The organism is Oryzobacter telluris, assembly GCF_043099285.1.
In the GTDB taxonomy this organism is placed as follows: Bacteria; Actinomycetota; Actinomycetes; order Actinomycetales; family Dermatophilaceae; genus Oryzobacter; species Oryzobacter telluris.
Map to the genome: position 1 here is coordinate 2,999,224 of NZ_CP170723.1, position 17,580 is coordinate 3,016,803.

At 71.9% G+C, this 17,580-nt stretch carries 17 protein-coding genes; 3 read left to right on the top strand and 14 right to left on the bottom strand.

The window, feature by feature from the left end; all coding sequences use genetic code 11:
* Window positions 1-15: 15 nt before the first annotated feature.
* Window positions 16-294 carry a hypothetical protein gene (locus ACFLFB_RS13850; protein WP_392542766.1) on the bottom strand — a complete coding sequence of 93 codons (279 nt, stop codon included), beginning with the start codon at window positions 292-294 and terminating at the stop codon, window positions 16-18.
* A gap of 51 nt (window positions 295-345) precedes the next feature.
* A complete protein-coding gene (locus ACFLFB_RS13855) occupies window positions 346-2,964 on the bottom strand; it encodes an FAD-dependent oxidoreductase (RefSeq protein WP_392542767.1) in 2,619 nt (872 codons plus the stop codon).
* 182 nt (window positions 2,965-3,146) lie between these two features.
* Here ACFLFB_RS13855 and ACFLFB_RS13860 point away from each other — a divergent pair, with 182 nt between their 5' ends.
* On the top strand, window positions 3,147-4,094 hold the full coding sequence (locus ACFLFB_RS13860) for a hypothetical protein (RefSeq protein ID WP_392542768.1): 948 nt from the start codon (window positions 3,147-3,149) through the stop codon (window positions 4,092-4,094).
* Window positions 4,095-4,169: 75 nt separating this feature from the next.
* On the opposite strand, the gene ACFLFB_RS13865 is transcribed toward ACFLFB_RS13860, so the two are convergent.
* Together ACFLFB_RS13865 and ACFLFB_RS13870 are read right to left on the bottom strand one after the other, a co-directional pair.
* On the bottom strand, window positions 4,170-5,948 hold the full coding sequence (locus ACFLFB_RS13865) for a 3-hydroxyacyl-CoA dehydrogenase family protein (protein WP_392542769.1): 1,779 nt from the start codon (window positions 5,946-5,948) through the stop codon (window positions 4,170-4,172).
* Between the two features lie 92 nt (window positions 5,949-6,040).
* Window positions 6,041-6,460, bottom strand: coding sequence for a hypothetical protein (locus ACFLFB_RS13870; protein ID WP_392542770.1), 420 nt, complete (start codon window positions 6,458-6,460; stop codon window positions 6,041-6,043).
* An 88-nt stretch (window positions 6,461-6,548) separates the two neighbouring features.
* Here ACFLFB_RS13870 and nucS point away from each other — a divergent pair, with 88 nt between their 5' ends.
* The gene (nucS, locus tag ACFLFB_RS13875; RefSeq protein WP_392542771.1) at window positions 6,549-7,244 is read left to right on the top strand and encodes an endonuclease NucS; all 696 of its coding nucleotides are present in this window, start codon (window positions 6,549-6,551) and stop codon (window positions 7,242-7,244) included.
* 15 nt (window positions 7,245-7,259) lie between these two features.
* Here the strand turns inward: nucS and ACFLFB_RS13880 are convergent, their stop codons facing one another.
* From ACFLFB_RS13880 to ACFLFB_RS13890, 3 genes are all read right to left on the bottom strand, one after another.
* Complete coding sequence (locus ACFLFB_RS13880; RefSeq protein WP_392542772.1) at window positions 7,260-7,562, bottom strand: hypothetical protein; 303 nt, start codon at window positions 7,560-7,562, stop codon at window positions 7,260-7,262.
* Window positions 7,563-7,571: 9 nt separating this feature from the next.
* Window positions 7,572-9,569, bottom strand: a complete 1,998-nt coding sequence (locus tag ACFLFB_RS13885) for a protein meaA (protein ID WP_392545425.1) — start codon at window positions 9,567-9,569, stop codon at window positions 7,572-7,574.
* A gap of 155 nt (window positions 9,570-9,724) precedes the next feature.
* Window positions 9,725-10,048, bottom strand: a complete 324-nt coding sequence (locus ACFLFB_RS13890; protein ID WP_392542773.1) for an STAS domain-containing protein — start codon at window positions 10,046-10,048, stop codon at window positions 9,725-9,727.
* A 175-nt stretch (window positions 10,049-10,223) separates the two neighbouring features.
* Here ACFLFB_RS13890 and ACFLFB_RS13895 point away from each other — a divergent pair, with 175 nt between their 5' ends.
* Entirely contained in the window at window positions 10,224-10,850 is a 627-nt protein-coding gene (locus tag ACFLFB_RS13895; RefSeq protein ID WP_392542774.1) for a cob(I)yrinic acid a,c-diamide adenosyltransferase, read from the top strand.
* An 8-nt stretch (window positions 10,851-10,858) separates the two neighbouring features.
* Here the strand turns inward: ACFLFB_RS13895 and ACFLFB_RS13900 are convergent, their stop codons facing one another.
* The 7 genes from ACFLFB_RS13900 to atpA form a co-directional block, all read right to left on the bottom strand.
* Window positions 10,859-11,677, bottom strand: a complete 819-nt coding sequence (locus tag ACFLFB_RS13900; RefSeq protein WP_392542775.1) for an ABC transporter permease subunit — start codon at window positions 11,675-11,677, stop codon at window positions 10,859-10,861.
* On the bottom strand, window positions 11,674-12,576 hold the full coding sequence (locus tag ACFLFB_RS13905; RefSeq protein ID WP_392542776.1) for an ABC transporter ATP-binding protein: 903 nt from the start codon (window positions 12,574-12,576) through the stop codon (window positions 11,674-11,676). The genes ACFLFB_RS13900 and ACFLFB_RS13905 overlap by 4 nt, the downstream gene beginning before the upstream one ends.
* Window positions 12,577-12,690: 114 nt before the next feature.
* Window positions 12,691-13,122 carry a DUF2550 family protein gene (locus ACFLFB_RS13910; RefSeq protein WP_392542777.1) on the bottom strand — a complete coding sequence of 144 codons (432 nt, stop codon included), beginning with the start codon at window positions 13,120-13,122 and terminating at the stop codon, window positions 12,691-12,693.
* Between the two features lie 24 nt (window positions 13,123-13,146).
* Entirely contained in the window at window positions 13,147-13,416 is a 270-nt protein-coding gene (locus ACFLFB_RS13915) for a F0F1 ATP synthase subunit epsilon (RefSeq protein WP_392545426.1), read from the bottom strand.
* Window positions 13,413-14,867 (bottom strand): F0F1 ATP synthase subunit beta, encoded by a 1,455-nt coding sequence (gene atpD / locus ACFLFB_RS13920; RefSeq protein WP_392542778.1) that lies wholly within the window; start codon window positions 14,865-14,867, stop codon window positions 13,413-13,415. Before atpD ends, ACFLFB_RS13915 begins: the two co-directional genes overlap by 4 nt.
* Window positions 14,868-14,881: 14 nt before the next feature.
* The gene (locus tag ACFLFB_RS13925; RefSeq protein WP_392542779.1) at window positions 14,882-15,781 is read right to left on the bottom strand and encodes a F0F1 ATP synthase subunit gamma; all 900 of its coding nucleotides are present in this window, start codon (window positions 15,779-15,781) and stop codon (window positions 14,882-14,884) included.
* Between the two features lie 83 nt (window positions 15,782-15,864).
* Entirely contained in the window at window positions 15,865-17,505 is a 1,641-nt protein-coding gene (gene atpA, locus ACFLFB_RS13930; protein ID WP_392542780.1) for a F0F1 ATP synthase subunit alpha, read from the bottom strand.
* Between the last annotated feature and the right edge of the window lie 75 nt (window positions 17,506-17,580).

The following is a 17,580-nucleotide window of genomic DNA, read 5'->3' on the forward strand; positions in this document are numbered from 1 at the left end:
CTCGCTCTTCCGCCCTCAGGGGCGGGCGGTGTGGCGAGCCTGCCAGCAGCGGGTGTGCCAGTGCCGGCGCTCGTCGATGCCGCCGACGCCCTCGGCCGGCCAGACCACCACGTGCGGCGTTCCGGCGGCGACGCCCTGGTGGCAGCCGGGACAGCGGTACTCGCGGGTGGCGCTGGCGCCGGTGAGCCGGCGCACGTACCAGGGGCGGCCGCCGAAGGTCTCCGTCGAGACCTCGCCCGAGCCCGAGAGCGGGCGCTCGTCGAGGTCGCGACGGCGACGGTTGGCCCGGGGCATGGGGTCCATCGTCCCAGACCCGGGGTGTCCCTCCGCCCGGTGGTGCCCCGGTCAGCCGGTGACGCGGGCGGACGTCGGGTCGTAGAGCGGGCGCAGCGAGACGCGGGCCGGGTGCCGCGTGCCGGCGACGTCGACCTCCCAGGTGCCGTCGGCGAGCCACTGCGGGGTGACCGGCCCGTCACCGCCGACGAACGCCAGGCCCACGGCCGCGCCGAGGGTCCAGCCGTACGAGGCGGCGCGGACGTAGCCGACGACGACGCCGTCGCGCAGCACCGGCTCGGCGTGGAAGAGCAGCGGCTCGGGGTCGTCGAGCAGCACCTGGACCAGCCGGTGGTGCGGGGTCCCGCGTTCCCTGGCCGCCACGGTGGCCTCGCGGCCGGTGAACCCGCCCGGCTTGTCGAGCGCGACGGCGAAGCCGAGCCCGACGCCCCAGACGTCGTCGGTGTTGTCGATGTCGTGGCCGAAGTCGCGGTACGCCTTCTCCATCCGCAGGCTCGACAGGGCGCGCAGGCCGACGGGCCGGATGCCGTGCGGCGCACCGGAGTCCAGCACGGCGTCCCAGACGTCGGTGGCTCGGTCGGCCGGCACGTACAGCTCCCAGCCCAGCTCGCCGAGGTAGGTGATCCGGATGGCGAGGACGTCGGCGCCGGCGATCTCGACGCGTCGGGCGTCGCGGAAGGCGATGGCGTCGGCGCTCCAGTCGGTGGCCGGGGCCGCCGCGGCGAGGGTGTCGCGCGAGGCGGGGCCCTGGACGGTGAGCAGCGCGAGGTCGGTCGTGACGTCCTCGACGGTGGCGTCGGCATCACCCACGGCGCGGCGCAGGATGGCCTCGACGCGGCCGTGCGCGGTGTCCGAGGCGATGACGAGGAAGTCGTCGGCGGCCAGCCGGGTCACCGTGAGGTCGGCCTCGATGAGCCCGTCCTCTCCCAGCCACTGCGTGTACGTGATCCGCCCGTCGGCGGTGTTCACCGCTCCGGCGGAGAGCCGGTCGAGGACGGCGCCGGCCTCCGCGCCGCGCACCGCGAACTTCGCCATGAACGACATGTCCATGAGCCCCACGGCCTCACGGACCGTGCGGTGCTCCTCGCGCCAGCGCGGGAACCACGGGCGGTGGACCCAGCCGGGCTCCCCGGGGTCGGCGGTCTCGCCGCGGCCGGCGTACCAGTCGGCCGACTCCCAGCCGGAGACGTCGCGCAGCTTGGCACCCTCCGCCACGAGGCGGTCGTGCACCGGCGAGCGGAGGGCACCGCGCCCGGTCTTCAGCTCGATGCCGGGGGCGTGCGACGCGTAGACGGTCCCCAGGACCTCCACCGTGCGCTCGGCGCGGCGGGTGGGGTCGAGCTGCCAGTCCCGGAAGCGGGCGACGTCGAAACCGGTGACGTCGACGTCGGGGCGCCCGGTCGCCATCCACTGGGCGACGACGCGGCCCAGGCCGCCGGCCGACAGCACGCCGACGGAGTTCAGGCCGGCGCACACGAAGTACCCGTGGATGCCGGGCGCCTCGCCGACCGCCGGTGACAGGTCGGGCGTGAACGACTCGGGGCCGCAGAAGAAGGTGCGGATGCCGACGGTCTCCACCACGGGAACGCGGCTCATGGCCTTCTCGACGAAGGGACCCATCCGGTCCCAGTCGGGCTGCAGGGTGGTGAAGCTCGCGTCCTTGGGGATGCCGTCGACCTTCCACGCCGCGGCGACCGGCTCGAAGAGGCCGACCATCATGCCGCCGCCCTCCTCGCGGTAGTAGCCGTAGGAGGCGGGGTCCTCGAACACCGGGGCGTCCGGGCTCATGCCGTCGATCGGCTCGGTGACGAGGTAGTAGTGCTCGGCGGCCTGGTTGGGCACGACGACGCCGTTGCGCTCACCCAGCTCCCGCGCCCACATCCCGGCGCAGTTGACGACGAGCTCGCACTCGACGTCGCCCGCGTCGGTGCGCACGCCGGTGACCTCCTCGACGAGGCCCCTGGGCCGGGTCAGCACCTGCTCGACGCTGACTCCCTCGACCACCCGCACCCCGAGGTCGCGGGCGCCGCGGGCCAGGCTCATCGTGAGGTCGACGGGGTTGACCCGTCCGTCGCCGGGCACGTGGAAGCCGGCGAGGAGGTCGTCGGTGCGGGCCAGCGGGAACAGCTCGGACATCTCGCGCGCGCCGATCTCCTCGACCTCCAGGCCCAGGTGCCGCTGGAAGGCCGCCACCCGGCGGTACTCCTCGAGCCGGTCAGCATCTGCTGCGGCCTCGATGAGCCCGACCGGCTTGAACCCCGTGGCGACGCCGGTCTCGGCCTCGAGCCGGGCGTAGAGGTCGCGGGAGTACAGGCGCAGGCGGGTGCTGGTCTCGCTGAAGGAGCCGAAGCACGTCATCAGGCCCGCGGCGTGCCAGGTGGTGCCCGAGGTGAGCCGGTCGCGCTCGAGGACGAGCACGTCGGTGACCCCGAGGTGGGCCAGGTGGTACGCGATCGAGGTCCCGATGACCCCGCCCCCGATGACCACCACCCTGGCCCGCGCCGGCAGCGCCGGGGTGCGACGGCCGGAGGAGGCCTCTGCAGTGGGGGTGCCCCCTGCAGTGGGGGTGGACCCTGCAGTGGGGGTGGACCCTGCAGTGGGGGTGGACCCTGCAGTGGGGGTGCCCCCTGCAGTGGGGGTGGCCGACGGGTCCGGGGCAGCGCTGCTCACCCCCGGGACTCTAGTGACCACCCCACCCGCCGCCCTGACCTCCCCCCTCCCCCTCACTTCAGTACGGCAACACGCCGACCGCAGGACCCTTCGCTCGGCGTGTTGCCGTACTGAAGTGCAGCGAGACGTGAGGCTGTGGATGACGGCGCGGCTCGATCCGCCCACGGCGACAGGCTCGACGGGTGAGTCCACCCCTTCTCCCTCCCCTGCCCGAGGGACCGCTGGCCCTGTCCGCGGCTCGACGGCTGGGTCTCACCGACCCGCAGTGGCGGCTCGACGAGCTGCTGCGGGTGACGCAGTCGGTCCGGGCGCTCGAGGATCCGGCGACGGTGGCCGCCAGGGCTGCAGCGTTCGCCCTGGCCTTGCCCGACGACGTGGTGTTCTCGCACGTCACGGCCGCGCAGCTCTGGAGGCTGCCGCTGCCGGCGTCCCTGGAGGCTCAAAGGGTGCTCGACGTCATGCGGGACACGAAGCGACACCCCATCGAGCGACGCGGGTGCCGTCATCATCGCGGGGCCGAGCAGCGCCTGGCCGTGATGACCCGAGGAGTCAGGATGACCTCCCTCGCGGACACGTGGGTCGACCTCGGGTCGCTCGCCGGCCGCGGCCTCACCCTCGACGACATCGTGGTTGCGGGCGACGTCGTCCTGAACCGACTCACGAAGGTGGACGACGACGAACCGGACCGACCGGCCTCCGCGTCGCTCGCCGAGGTCCTTGATCGCCGGGTACGCGTGGTCGGGCGAAGCGCGCTGTGCTCCGCAATGGACCTGTGCCGACGGGGGTCTCGATCACCGATGGAGTCGCGGTCCCGGCTGATGGTGGTCCGAGCCGGGCTCCCGGAACCCGAGCTGAACGCCGGCATCCACGACACCGACGGTGCCTGGCTCGCGGAGGGCGACCTCGTCTGGCGACGTCGTCAGGTCGTCGCCGAGTACCAGGGTGCCGTCCACGCCGACCGGCGAGCGCGTGCCCTCGACGCCTACCGGATCGGTCTGCTCACCGACGCCGGGTGGACCGTCGTCGAGCTGTTCCACGAGGACGTGACCCAACGACACCGCAGCGCGCTCGTCATCAGGCGCCTGGCGACAGCCCTCGAGATCGACGCAAGAGACCTCACCCTCCCCTGAGCACCACTTCAGTACGGCAACACGCCGAGCGGAAGGCCTCTCGCTCGGCGTGTTGCCGTACTGAAGTCGGGTCGGTCAGGGGTGGGTGCGGAAGCCGCGGCCGGTCTTGCGGCCGAGGTAGCCCGCCGTCACGAGGTGCTCGAGCAGCGGCGCGGGAGCGAAGCCGGGCTCGCGGAACTCGAGGTAGAGCTCGCGCTGGATCGCCAGCGACACGTCGAGGCCCACGACGTCGAGCAGCTCGAACGGCCCCATCGGCAGGCCGCAGCCGGTCTTCATGGCGGTGTCGATGTCGTCGGCCGTCGCGTAGTTCGCGGCGAGCATCTTCACGGCGTCGTTGAGGTACGGGAAGAGCAGCGCGTTGACGATGAAGCCCGACCGGTCGCCGCACGTCACCGCCACCTTGCCCACGCGAGCGCAGAGGTCCTGCACCGTCGCGACGACGTCGGGCGCGGTCGACACCGTGTGCACGACCTCGACGAGCTTCATCACCTGGGCGGGGTTGAAGAAGTGCATCCCCACGACGTCCTCGGGCCGCGACGTCACCTTGGCGCAGTCGATGACGGGCAGCGACGACGTCGTCGTGGCGAGCACCGCCCCGGGCTTGCAGATCCGGTCGAGGTCGCGGAACAGGTCCTGCTTGACCTCCAGGTCCTCGGCGATCGCCTCGACGACGAGGTCGACGTCGGCCAGCGCCTCACGCGTGGTCGAGCCCGTGAGCCGCCCGAGGACCGCCTCGGACTCCTCGGCCGTCAGCCGGCCCTTCTCGACCGACCGCCCCAGCGAGCGCGCGATGGAGGCGCGCACGCCTTCGACCTTGTCCTCGCCGCGGGCCACGTAGGTCACGGGGTAGCCGGCCTTGGCGAACACCTCGACGATGCCGGTCGCCATCGTCCCGGACCCGACGACACCCACCGACGCCACCGGACGCAGCGCGACGCCCGCGGGCGGCCCCCCGGCCGGGGTGCGTGCGTCGTCGACGACCTGCGGCGAGCCCGGCTCGGCGTAGGTGTAGAACCCGCGGCCCGACTTCCGGCCCAGCAGCCCGGCCGACACCATCTGCTTGATGATGGGGCTCGGCGCGTGCAGGCGGTCTCGGCCCTGCTTGTACATCGTGTCGAGGATCTCGTAGGCGGTGTCGAGGCCGATGAGGTCGAGCAGCTGGAGCGGGCCCATCGGGTAGCCGCAGCCGAAGCGCATCGCGGCGTCGAGGTCCTCGCGCGACGCGTAGTGCGACTCGACCATCGACACGGCGTGGTTGAGGTAGCCGAAGAGCAGGGCGTTGGCGATGAAGCCCGCCTTGTCGCCGACGACGACCGGCTTCTTGCCCAGCCGCTCGGCGAGCGCCTTGACGTCCTCGAAGACGTCGTCGGCGGTCACGACGGTGCGGATGACCTCGACGAACTGCTGCACGGGCGCGGGGTTGAAGAAGTGCATGCCGACGACCCGCTTCGGGTCCGAGGTCGCCACGGCGATCTCGGTGACCGGCAGGGACGAGGTGTTCGTCGCGAGGATCGCCTCGGCGGTGACGACCTTGTCGACCCGCCCCAGGATCTCCTTCTTGAGGTCGAGGTGCTCGGGCACGGCCTCGACGACGAGGAGGCAGTCGGCGAGGTCGCCGAGGTCGGTGGTGAAGGTGACCCGGCCGTGGAGGGCGTCGTGCTCCTCCTGCGTCACCTTGCCGCGGGCCAGCGCCCGGCCCGTGGAGCCCGCGAGGATCTGCTTGCCGTGCTCCACCCCCGCCGCGTCCACCTCGACGGCGATGACGTCGATCCCGTTGCGGGCGAACACCTCGACGATGCCCGCGCCCATCGTGCCGAGTCCGATCACACCAACGCTGGTGAAGTCACGTGCCATGCGGGCGATCCTCTCAGGTCCCCACGCACGCCGACGAGGCCACCCGGGCGTGACGCTGCCCACCCCGAGCGGGCGGTGCGACCGAGGTCACGTCACCAGTCGTGGCCGGCCGCCACCAGCTCGGCCTCGAGGGTGAGCCGCTCCCCCGACGGCAGCGGCGGCAGCCCGACGCCGGGCTCCACCCCCACCGCCTCGCACAGCTCGAGCAGCAGCCGGTCGTACGCCACGAGGACGGCCCGCATCCGGGCCGCGCGGTGCGGCTCGTCGCCCGCCTCCACCCGGCGCACCTCGGCCTCGAGCCGGCGCAGCTCCATGGCGAGCAGCACGGACGGGAGGGGCTCGGTCACGTGGCGTGGTCGCAGCCGCCGCCAGCCCCGCTCGAGGGCCGGGAGGAAGGGCCGCAGCACCCACGGCGGCGCCCCGCCGCCCGCCCATCGGATCGTCTCGACGAGGAGGATGAAGCAGGCGCTGGGCAGCACGACGAGGAGCCCGGTGGCCAGGGCTGCCTTCATCGGCCTCACCTCTGCGAGAAGTGTGCGCCCGCGCCGCCCCCGGGGCAACGGAAACCGGCGAACCGATCCGTCGGTAGGGTGGTCGACCGTGCGACTGGTGATCGCGACGTGCAGCGTCGACTACGAGGGGCGGCTCACCGCCCACCTCCCCCTGGCGACCCGGTTGCTCCTCGTCAAGGCCGACGGCTCGGTGCTCGTGCACTCCGACGGCGGCTCCTACAAGCCGCTGAACTGGATGTCGCCGCCGTGCGCGATGGCCGAGGTCGAGCCCGACGAGACCGAGGCCGCCGAGGGCGTCACCGGGGTCTGGGTCGTCCAGCACGCGAAGTCCGAGGACCGGCTGCGGGTGCGCCTCCACGAGGTCCACAGCGACAGCAGCCACGAGCTCGGCGTCGACCCCGGCCTGGTCAAGGACGGCGTCGAGGCCCACCTCCAGAGGCTCCTCGCCGAGCACATCACCACCCTCGGCGAGGGCTGGACCCTGACACGACGCGAGTACATGACCCCCATCGGCCCGGTCGACATCCTCTGCAAGGACGGCGCCGGGGCCAGCGTGGCCGTGGAGATCAAGCGTCGCGGCGACATCGACGGCGTGGAGCAGCTGACCCGCTACCTCGAGCTGATGAACCGCGACCCGCACCTCGCGCCGGTGACCGGGGTCTTCGCCGCGCAGGCGATCAAGCCACAGGCCCGCACCCTCGCCGAGGACCGGGGCATCCGCTGCGTCGTCCTCGACTACGACACCCTCAAGGGCATCGACAACAGCGAGCACCGCCTCTTCTGAGGACGCCCGCCCGCCTCAGGCGTCGCCCGCCCCGTCCCAGGGCAGCACGACCCACCCGTCGTCCCCGACGTCGAGGCGCACCCGCGTGGATCCCGACGGCGCCACCCGGCCGAGCGCACCCAGCACGTCGGCCACTCCCCCGGTGCCGACGCAGACGAGCACCCGCTCGCCCCGGTGCAGGTCGGCCAGGGCCTGCAGCTCGGCCACCACGTCGACGCCACCACCCCACGGCCCGTACGGCCCTGCGGCGGAACCGATCTCGAGCACAGCGTCACCCTCCTCGACGAGGAGGATCGTCGCCGGGCAGTGCAGCGCCATCCCGGAAGGCTACGCCGGGACCAGGCCCCGGGCCTCGCGGATGACGTCGACGAAGCGGGCCATGATCTCGTTGAGCCCGAAGTCCTTGGGGGTGAAGACCTCGGCCACGCCGAGCGCCTTGAGCCGGGCGGCGTCGGCCTCGGGGATGATCCCGCCGACGATGACGGGGACGTCGCCCGCGCCCGCCTCGCGCATCCGCTCGAGCACCTCCGGGACGAGCTCCATGTGCGAGCCGGACAGGATCGAGATGCCGACGAGGTGCACGTCCTCGGCCACGGCGGCCGCGACGATCTGCTCCGGCGTGAGCCGGATGCCCTGGTAGACGACCTCGAAGCCGGCGTCGCGCGCCCGCACCGCCACCTGCTCGGCGCCGTTGGAGTGCCCGTCGAGCCCCGGCTTGCCGACGAGGACGCGCAGGGTCTCGCCCAGCTCCTCGCCGGTGCGACGCACGAGCGCCCGCACGTCGGACAGGGCCTCGGACCCGCCGGCCACGCCGACCGACCCGGACACCCCTGTGGGAGCACGGAACTCGCCGAACTCCTCGCGCAGGGCTCCTGCCCACTCCCCCGTGGTGATGCCGGCCCGCGCGCACTCGAGCGTGGCGGCCATGAGGTTGGTGTCGCCCGCGGCCTCCAGGCGAAGCCGCTCCAGCGCCGCCTCGGCTCGCGCCCGCTTCTCCGGGTCGGCGTCGCGCTCGTCGCGCCAGCGCCGCACCGCCTCGGCCGCCGCGGCCTCCACGCCGGCATCCACGCTCTGGATGGCGGTGTCGAGGTCGGCGGTCAGCGGGTTGGGCTCGGTGGACTCGAACCTGTTCACCCCGACGACGACGTCCTCGCCCACCTCGATGCGCTGCCGCCGCCGGGCGTGGGAGGCCACGAGCTCGGACTTCATGTACCCGCCCTCGACGGCCGGCACCGCCCCACCCATCGCCTGGACCCGGTCGATCTCGGCCCGCGCGCCCTCGACGAGCTCGGCCACCTTGGCCTCCACGACGAGCGAGCCCTCGAACAGGTCGTCGTACTCGAGCAGGTCCGACTCGTAGGCCAGCACCTGCTGGATGCGCAGCGACCACTGCTGGTCCCACGGCCGCGGCAGCCCGAGCGCCTCGTTCCACGCCGGTAGCTGCACGGCGCGCGCCCGCGCGTCCTTGGACAGGGTCACCGCGAGCATCTCCAGGACGATGCGCTGGACGTTGTTCTCCGGCTGCGCCTCGGTGAGGCCGAGCGAGTTCACCTGCACCCCGTACCGGAACCGCCGCTGCTTGGCGTCCTGCACCCCGTAGCGCTCGCGCGTCAGCTCGTCCCAGAGCTGCACGAACGCCCGCATCTTGCACATCTCCTCGACGAAGCGCACCCCGGCGTTGACGAAGAAGGAGATCCGCGCGACGACCTCGCCGAACCGCTCGGGCGGCACCTGCCCCGAGTCGCGCACGGCGTCGAGCACGGCGATCGCCGTGCACATCGCGTACGAGATCTCCTGCACCGGCGTCGCCCCGGCCTCCTGGAGGTGGTAGCTGCAGATGTTGATGGGGTTCCACGCGGGGATCTCCGACACGGTGTACGCGACCATGTCGGTGATGAGCCGAAGCGAGGGACCCGGCGCGAAGACGTAGGTCCCGCGCGACAGGTACTCCTTGATGATGTCGTTCTGCGTCGTCCCGGACAGGGCCCGCACCGCGGCGGCCGGGTCCTCCCCCGCCGCCCCGGCCTGCTCCTCGGCCGCCGCCTGGTAGAGGGCGAGCATCCACATCGCGGTGGCGTTGATCGTCATCGAGGTGTTCATCCGCGACAGCGGGATGTCGGCGAACAGGGCCCGCATGTCACCGAGGTGCGAGATCGGGACGCCGACCTTGCCGACCTCGCCGCGGGCCAGCGGGTGGTCGGGGTCGTAGCCGGTCTGGGTCGGCAGGTCGAAGGCCACCGAGAGCCCGGTCTGCCCCTTGTCGAGGTTGCGGCGGTACAGCGCGTTGGACGCGGCGGCGCTGCTGTGGCCGGCGTAGGTGCGCATGACCCAGGGGCGGTCGCGCTCGGGCCGGGTGGCGTCGCTGCTCTCGGGCATGGGGGAACGCTAGCCGGGGCGGGCCGGGCGGCGCCGTCGCGGTGAGCGCGCCCACACGGTGACGGTGACCACAGGGGCGCCACCGTCAGCCGTGAGGGGGCAGGTCAGCCGACGGCCCCGGCGAGGACCTCGTCGGCGAGCAGGGACCCCAGCCGTGCCCGGCGCAGCAGCCGTCGGCTGCGGTCGTCGGCCGCGACGATGAGCAGCGGGCGCCCGGCCCGGCGCGCCCGGCGCAGCACCTCGACGACGAGGCCGAAGCCCGTGGCGTCCCCGATGTGGGCCCGCCCGAGGTCGAGGTGGACCGCCGTGGTCCCGGCGGCGATGGTGCGGTGCAGGCTGAGCCGGATGTCCGGAACGCTACGGACGTCGAGCCGCCCCGACAGGGCCAGGTGGCACCCGTGCTCGTCGTGCTCCTCCGTGATCGTCACGGCGGCTTCCCCCGAATCGGCCACGATCCCCCCTCTCACGTCGTCGTGCCCCCATCAAACTCGGTGCCCACCGGTTCCACCGGACACGGCACGGTAACGATCGGGCAAAGAATGGACAATGTCACCTTGATGCCACCGCGCAGGTCATCCGGGTCGGTCTGACAGGCTGTGCGTCATGGTCAACCTCACCCGCATCTACACCCGCACGGGTGACGACGGCACCACCTCGCTCGGCGACCTCAGCCGCACCCGCAAGACCGACCTGCGCCTGGCGGCCTACGCCGACGCGAACGAGGCCAACGCGGCGCTCGGGGTGGTCGTCGCGTGCGGGGACCTCCCCGACGACGTGCGCGCCGTCCTCCTGCGCGTGCAGAACGACCTCTTCGACGTCGGCGCGGACCTCTCCACCCCGCTCCAGCGCGAGTACGAGTACCCGCCGCTGCGGGTCAAGGCCGAGTGGGTCACCGAGCTCGAGGCCGACTGCGACCGTTACCTCGAGCCGCTCGAGAAGCTGCGTTCCTTCATCCTGCCCGGCGGCACCGCCACCTCGGCGTACCTCCACGTGGCGCTCACCGTCGTGCGCCGGGCCGAGCGGTCGGTGTGGGCCGCCATCGAGGAGTACGGCACCGAGCCCGGCGACGGCCGCGGTGAGGGCGGGGTCAACCCCACGACCGCCACCTACCTCAACCGGCTGTCCGACCTGCTCTTCGTCCTGGCCCGCACCGCCAACGCCGGTGCCGGCGGCGACGTGCTGTGGGCGCCCGGCGGGGGCCGCGAACAGACCCCCGCCGAGCGTGGCTGACACCGGGGTCACTTGACCTCGGCGCGGCGCACGAGCACCAGGCCGACGGTCAGCGGCAGGACCAGCCACAGGACGCTGGCCGTCCCCAGGTGCTGCCACTGCGCCGTCGACAGCGCCCCGTTGTACAGCGGCGTCTGCGCGAACTGGAAGTCGACCCAGGGCTGCAGGTCGCGGAACCACTCCTGGTAGGACGCGAGCAGGCCCAGCAGCGGCGGCAGCGCCAGCGTGTAGACGAAGTACGCGACGATCGCGCCGGCCGAGTTGCGGATGAGCACGCCGAGGGTGAACCCCAGCAGCATGAGCAGCACGCTGGCCAGGACGATGTGCACGAACTCGCCGGGCGAGGAGTTCCACACCGGGTCCAGGCCCGTCACGGCACTCCCGACGAGGGTGCCGACCGCGCCGACGACCACGGCGACGAGCATCGAGACCACGCCCACGGTCACGGCGGAGAGGAGCTTCGCGCCCAGCACCCGGCCGCGGCGCGGCACGAGGGTGAAGGTCGTCAGGCCGCTGCGCTGGGTCCACTCGCTGGTGACGGCGAGGATGCCGATCATCGGCAGGATGATCGTCATCGGGGCGCCGATGGCCGCGGCGAAGTTGTCGTAGGTGAGCTCGGCGTCGTCGGCGAACGCGATGAGCGCGGCCGTGGCGAGGACGCTCGTGATGACGATGCTCGCCATCAGCCAGAAGCCCGAGCGGGTGTCGAACATCTTGCGCAGCTCGACCGCGACGAGGCGGGTCAGCGGGATGGGCCGGGCGGCCGCCCGCGGGCGGGTGGTGACGGGGGTGGTGGTCGTCTCGTCGACGACGACGGCGGTGGTCATGCCACGGCTCCTTCGCGCTGGGTGTCTGCGGTGAGCTCGAGGAACATCTCCTCGAGGCCCGCGCCGTCGGCGGCGCGGAGCTCGGTGAGGGCGACGCCCAGGGACAGGGCGACCTCACCGACGAGGGCGGCGGGGGCGTCGGTGTGGACGCTCCCGTCGGCCCGGACGGTCACGTGGCTGCCGGTGCGCTCCAGGGCGCCGGCGAGCCGGGTGGTGTCGGCGGCGTTGGCCAGGGTCCCGGCCCCGGCGAGCAGCTCGGCCTTGGTCCCCTGCGCCACGATCCGCCCGTTGCCGATGACGACGAGGTCGTCGGCGATGACCTCGATCTCGTGCAGCAGGTGCGAGGACAGCAGGACGGTGCCGCCGCCGTCGGCGAAGCGGCGCAGCAGGTCGCGCATCCAGCGGATGCCGGCGGGGTCGAGCCCGTTGGCCGGCTCGTCGAGGACGAGGACGCGCGGGTCGCCGATGAGGGCGGTGCCGATGCCGAGCCGCTGGCGCATGCCGAGCGAGTAGTTGCGCACGCGGCGGTCGGCCTCGGTGGAAGTGAGGCTGACCAGGTCGAGCATCTCCTGCACCCGGGTGCGGGGCAGACCCATGGTGCGCTGGGCCAGGGTGAGGATCTCGCGGCCGGTGCGGCCCGCGTGCTGCGCCGACGCGTCGAGCAGGACGCCGACCTCGGTGCCGGGGTTGGGCAGGTCGACGAACCGCTGCCCGTCGATGGTCGCCGTGCCGGAGGTGGCCGGGGTGAGGCCGACCATGATCCTCATGGTCGTGGACTTGCCGGCGCCGTTGGGCCCGAGGAAGCCGGTGACGCGACCGGTGGACGCGGTGAAGGAGACGTCGTCGACGGCGAGCGCGCCGCCGCCGTAGCGCTTGGTCAGGGAGTCGATCGTGATCATGCCGAGCATCGTGTCGGCGACCGCACCCGCGGCACATCAGGGACAGACCTGACCTCGACCCCCACGCGACCCCGAGCCCCTCAGGGGCGGGGGGCCGTCGCCCTCAGGGCCGGGTCAGGCGACGTTGACGTTGTACCCGGGCGGGCTGGACTCCAGCCAGGCCCGGATGGCCGTGTACGCGGCCGGTGCGAAGGCGAACTCGCACGCGATGGTGCCGCCCCGCACGCTCACCCCGACGGGGTCGGCGAGACCGGGGATGGGGTCGGTGAGCGGCTCGGCCGAGCCGAGGTCGAGCTCACCGCGCTGCCACGACACCTCGGGCCGCAGCGAGGGCCCGACGATGCTGAACCACTCGAAGCGCTCGGAGCCCAACCGGGCCAGGCCGAGCCGCCAGCGCCCCGTGGGGCCGTCGCGGCGGGCGCAGAGCATGACCGGCCGCCCGTCGCCGGAGATGAAGCGTCGGCGCGCCCACACGAAGGTGAGCGCGCCGACGGCGACGATGACGACGAGGGCGAGGACCAGCTCGGTCACGACAAGCGGTGTCATGCGAGCGGTCCCCTGCCCGTCGTCTCAGGAACCCATGTTGCTGGCGTCGACGCTCTCGGCGACGATCGTCACCCGGTCGTGGTCGACCGAGAGGAACCCTCCGTCGACCGTGGCCGAGTGCCACGACCCACCCGTGTTGACCCGCACCTCGCCCTCCGCGAGCACGCAGAGGATCGGGGTGTGGCCGGGGAGGATGCCGAGGTCACCGTCGATAGAGCGGGCGCTGACCTGGGTGGCCTCGCCCTCCCAGACCTTGCGGTCCGCGGCGACGAGCTCGACCTGAAGCGCCATCAGAGGTTCTTCTGGATCTCGGCCCACTGGCGCTCGACGTCGTCGAGGCCACCGCACATGAAGAAGGCCTGCTCACCGACGTGGTCGTAGTCGCCGTCGCAGATCTTCGTGAAGGCCTCGATGGTGTCGGACAGCGGGACCGTGGAGCCCTCGATGCCGGTGAACTGCTTCGCGACGTAGGTGTTCTGCGACAGGAAGCGCTGGATGCGACGGGCGCGGTTGACGAGGATCTTGTCCTCCTCGGACAGCTCGTCGATACCGAGGATCGCGATGATGTCCTGCAGCTCCTTGTTGCGCTGGAGGATCTGCTTGACGCGCACCGCGGTGGTGTAGTGCTCCTCGGTGATGTACCGGCGGTCGAGGATGCGGCTGGTCGAGGTCAGCGGGTCGACCGCGGGGTAGATACCCAGCGAGGCGATCTCGCGCGAGAGCTCGGTCGTGGCGTCCAGGTGGGCGAACGTCGTGGCCGGGGCCGGGTCGGTGTAGTCGTCGGCCGGCACGTAGATCGCCTGCATCGAGGTGATCGAGTGACCGCGCGTGGAGGTGATGCGCTCCTGGAGCACACCCATCTCGTCGGCGAGGGTCGGCTGGTAGCCCACCGCGGAGGGCATGCGGCCGAGCAGCGTGGAGACCTCGGAGCCGGCCTGGGTGAAGCGGAAGATGTTGTCGATGAAGAGGAGCACGTCCTGGCCCTGGACGTCGCGGAAGTACTCCGCCATCGTCAGCGCCGAGAGGGCGACGCGCAGACGCGTGCCCGGCGGCTCGTCCATCTGGCCGAAGACGAGCGCGGTCTGCCCGAGGACGCCCGCCTCCTCCATCTCGACCATGAGGTCGTTGCCCTCACGAGTGCGCTCGCCGACACCGGCGAACACCGACACACCACCGTGGTCGCGCGCGACGCGGGCGATCATCTCCTGGATGAGGACGGTCTTGCCGACGCCCGCACCGCCGAACAGGCCGATCTTGCCGCCCTGGACGTACGGGGTGAGCAGGTCGATGACCTTGATGCCGGTCTCGAACATCTGGGTCTTGGACTCGAGCTGGTCGAAGGCCGGCGCGGTGCGGTGGATGCCCCAGCGCTCGGTGGCCTCGAAGGTCTCGCCCTCGGCGAGGTTCATGACCTCACCGGTGGTGTTGAAGACCTTGCCCAGCGTGACGTCGCCGACGGGCACGGTGATCGGGCCACCGGTGTCCTGCACCGGGGTCCCGCGCACGAGGCCGTCGGTCGGCTGGAGGGAGATGGCGCGGACCATGTTGTCGCCGATGTGCTGGGCGACCTCGAGGTTGAGGTTCTTCTTCTCGCCCAGGAGCTCGACCTCGGTGGTCAGCAGGTTGTACTGCTCGGGCATGCCGTCGACGGGGAACTCGACGTCGACGACCGGGCCGATGATGCGCGAGATCCGGCCGACGCCGCCGGCCTTGGGCTCGCTCTTCTCGGTGACAGTGGCAGTCATGGTCTCTCTCTCACTCACTTGCTCTCGGCCAGGGCGCTGGCGCCACCGACGATTTCGCTGATCTCTTGGGTGATCTCCGCCTGGCGGGCCTGGTTGACCAGCCGGGTGTACTTCTTGATGAGCTCCTCGGCGTTGTCGGTCGCCGACTTCATCGCGCGCTGTCGAGCGGCGAGCTCGGACGCGGCGGCCTGGAGCATGCAGTTGAACAGGCGTGCGTTGACGTACTTCGGCAGCAGGGCGTCGAGGACCTTCTCGGCGCTGGGCTCGAAGGCGTACAGCGGGAGCAGGTCGTCGGCGTCGGGCGCCTCGGTGCCCTCGACGACCTCGAGCGGGAGCAGCCGGATGACCTCGGGCTCCTGCGTCACCATCGTGACGAAGCGGGTGAACACGACGTGGACCTCGTCGACGCCACCCTCCTCGGTGGGCGTGGTGAAGTCGGCGACGAGCCGCTCCCCCACCTCACGGGCGGTCTCGAACGCGGGCTTCTCGGAGTTGCTGGTCCACTCGGCCGCGTACTCGCGCTGGCGGAACTTGTAGAAGCCGACCGCCTTGCGACCGAGCAGGTAGGGCACGACCTCCTTGCCCTCCTCGCGCAGTGCGGCGACGAGCCGCTCGGACTCCTTGAGCACCGAGCTGCTGTACGCGCCGGCGAGGCCGCGGTCGGAGGTGATGACGACGACCGCCGCACGCGTGACGTCGGTCTTCTCCGTCGTCAGCGGGTGGTCCTCGTTGGAGAAGGTGGCCACCGCCGACACCGCGCGGGTGAGCGCGCGGGCGTAGGGGCTCGACTCACGCACGGCCTGCTGGGCCCTGACGACGCGAGCCGCCGCCATGAGCTCCATCGCCCGGGTGATCTTCTTCGTCGAGCTGACGGCCCGGATGCGCTGCCGGTACTCCCGGATCTGCGCTCCCATACGTTTCCGCCTTCCTGGTTCGTGTCAGTTCGTGCCGAGGGCTGGCCGGTGGCCGGGTGCGTCGCCGCACCCGGCCGCCCGGGTCAGCGCTTCTGCTTGACGATCTGCTCCTGCTCGGACTCCTGCGCGAGCGCGGCGTCCTCGGCCTCGTCCTTGTGGGGCACCGTCTCGGCGCCCGAGCCCTCGAAGAGCTTGGACTTGAAGGTCTCGACCTCGCCCTCGAGCGCCTGCTCGGTCTCCTCCTCGAACTTCCCCGTCTCGCGGATCGCCGCGAGGAGGTCGTTCTTGGTGCGACGCAGGTGGTCGAGGAACTCGGCCTCGAAGCGGCGGACGTCCTCGACGGCGACGCTGTCGAGCTTGCCCGTGGTGCCGAGCCAGATCGAGACGACCTGCTCCTCGACCGGGAACGGCGAGGCCTGGCGCTGCTTGAGCAGCTCGACGAGGCGGGCGCCCTTCGCGAGCTGGGCGCGCGACGCCGGGTCGAGGTCGGACGCGAACATCGCGAACGCCTCGAGGGCGCGGTACTGCGCGAGGTCGAGCTTGAGGCGGCCGGCGACCGACTTCATCGCCTTGATCTGCGCGGCACCACCGACACGCGACACCGAGACACCGACGTCGATGGCCGGGCGGACGTTGGAGTTGAACAGGTCGGCCTGGAGGTAGATCTGGCCGTCGGTGATGGAGATGACGTTGGTCGGGATGTACGCCGAGACGTCGCCCGCCTTGGTCTCGATGATCGGCAGTCCGGTCATCGAACCGTGGCCCAGCTCGTCGCTGAGCTTCGCGCAGCGCTCGAGCAGCCGGCTGTGGAGGTAGAAGACGTCACCGGGGTACGCCTCGCGGCCCGGCGGGCGGCGCAGCAGCAGCGACACGGCGCGGTAGGCCTCGGCCTGCTTGCTCAGGTCGTCGAAGACGATGAGGACGTGCTTGCCCTGGTACATCCAGTGCTGGCCGATGGCCGAGCCGGTGTAGGGCGCGAGGTACTTGAAGCCCGCGGAGTCGGAGGCGGGGGCCGCGACGATGGTCGTGTACTCCATCGCGCCGGCGTCCTCGAGGGTGCCGCGGACGGCCGCGATCGTGGAGCCCTTCTGGCCGATGGCGACGTAGATGCAGCGCACCTGCTTGTCGGGGTCGCCGGTCTCCCAGAACTCCTTCTGGTTGATGATCGTGTCGACCGCGACCGTGGTCTTGCCGGTCTGGCGGTCACCGATGATGAGCTGGCGCTGGCCGCGACCGATGGGGGTCATGGCGTCGACGGCCTTCAGGCCGGTCTGCAGCGGCTCGTGCACCGACTTGCGCTGGACGACGGTGGGCGCCTGGAGCTCGAGGGCGCGGCGACCCTCGGCCTCGATGTCGCCGAGGCCGTCGATCGGCACGCCGAGCGGGTTGACGACGCGACCGAGGAACTTGTCGCCGACGGGGACCGAGAGGACCTCTCCGGTGCGCTTGACCTCCTGGCCCTCCTCGATGCCCGAGAACTCGCCGAGGATGACGACACCGATCTCGTGGACGTCGAGGTTCAGCGCGAGGCCACGGGTGCCGTCCTCGAACAGCAGCAGCTCGTTGGTCATCGCCGAGGGCAGGCCCTCGACGTGCGCGATGCCGTCGCCGGCGTCCGTGACGCGGCCGACCTCTTCGCGCGAGGCCGTCCCGGGCTCGTAGGACCGGACGTAGCTGTCCAGGGCGTCCCGGATCTCCTCCGGACGGATCGAGAGCTCCGTCATGATCTGATCTTCTCCTCGGTCACCGGCCCCCTGTGGGGCCGAAGTCTGTGGTGGGTGGTGCGTCTTGTCGGTTCT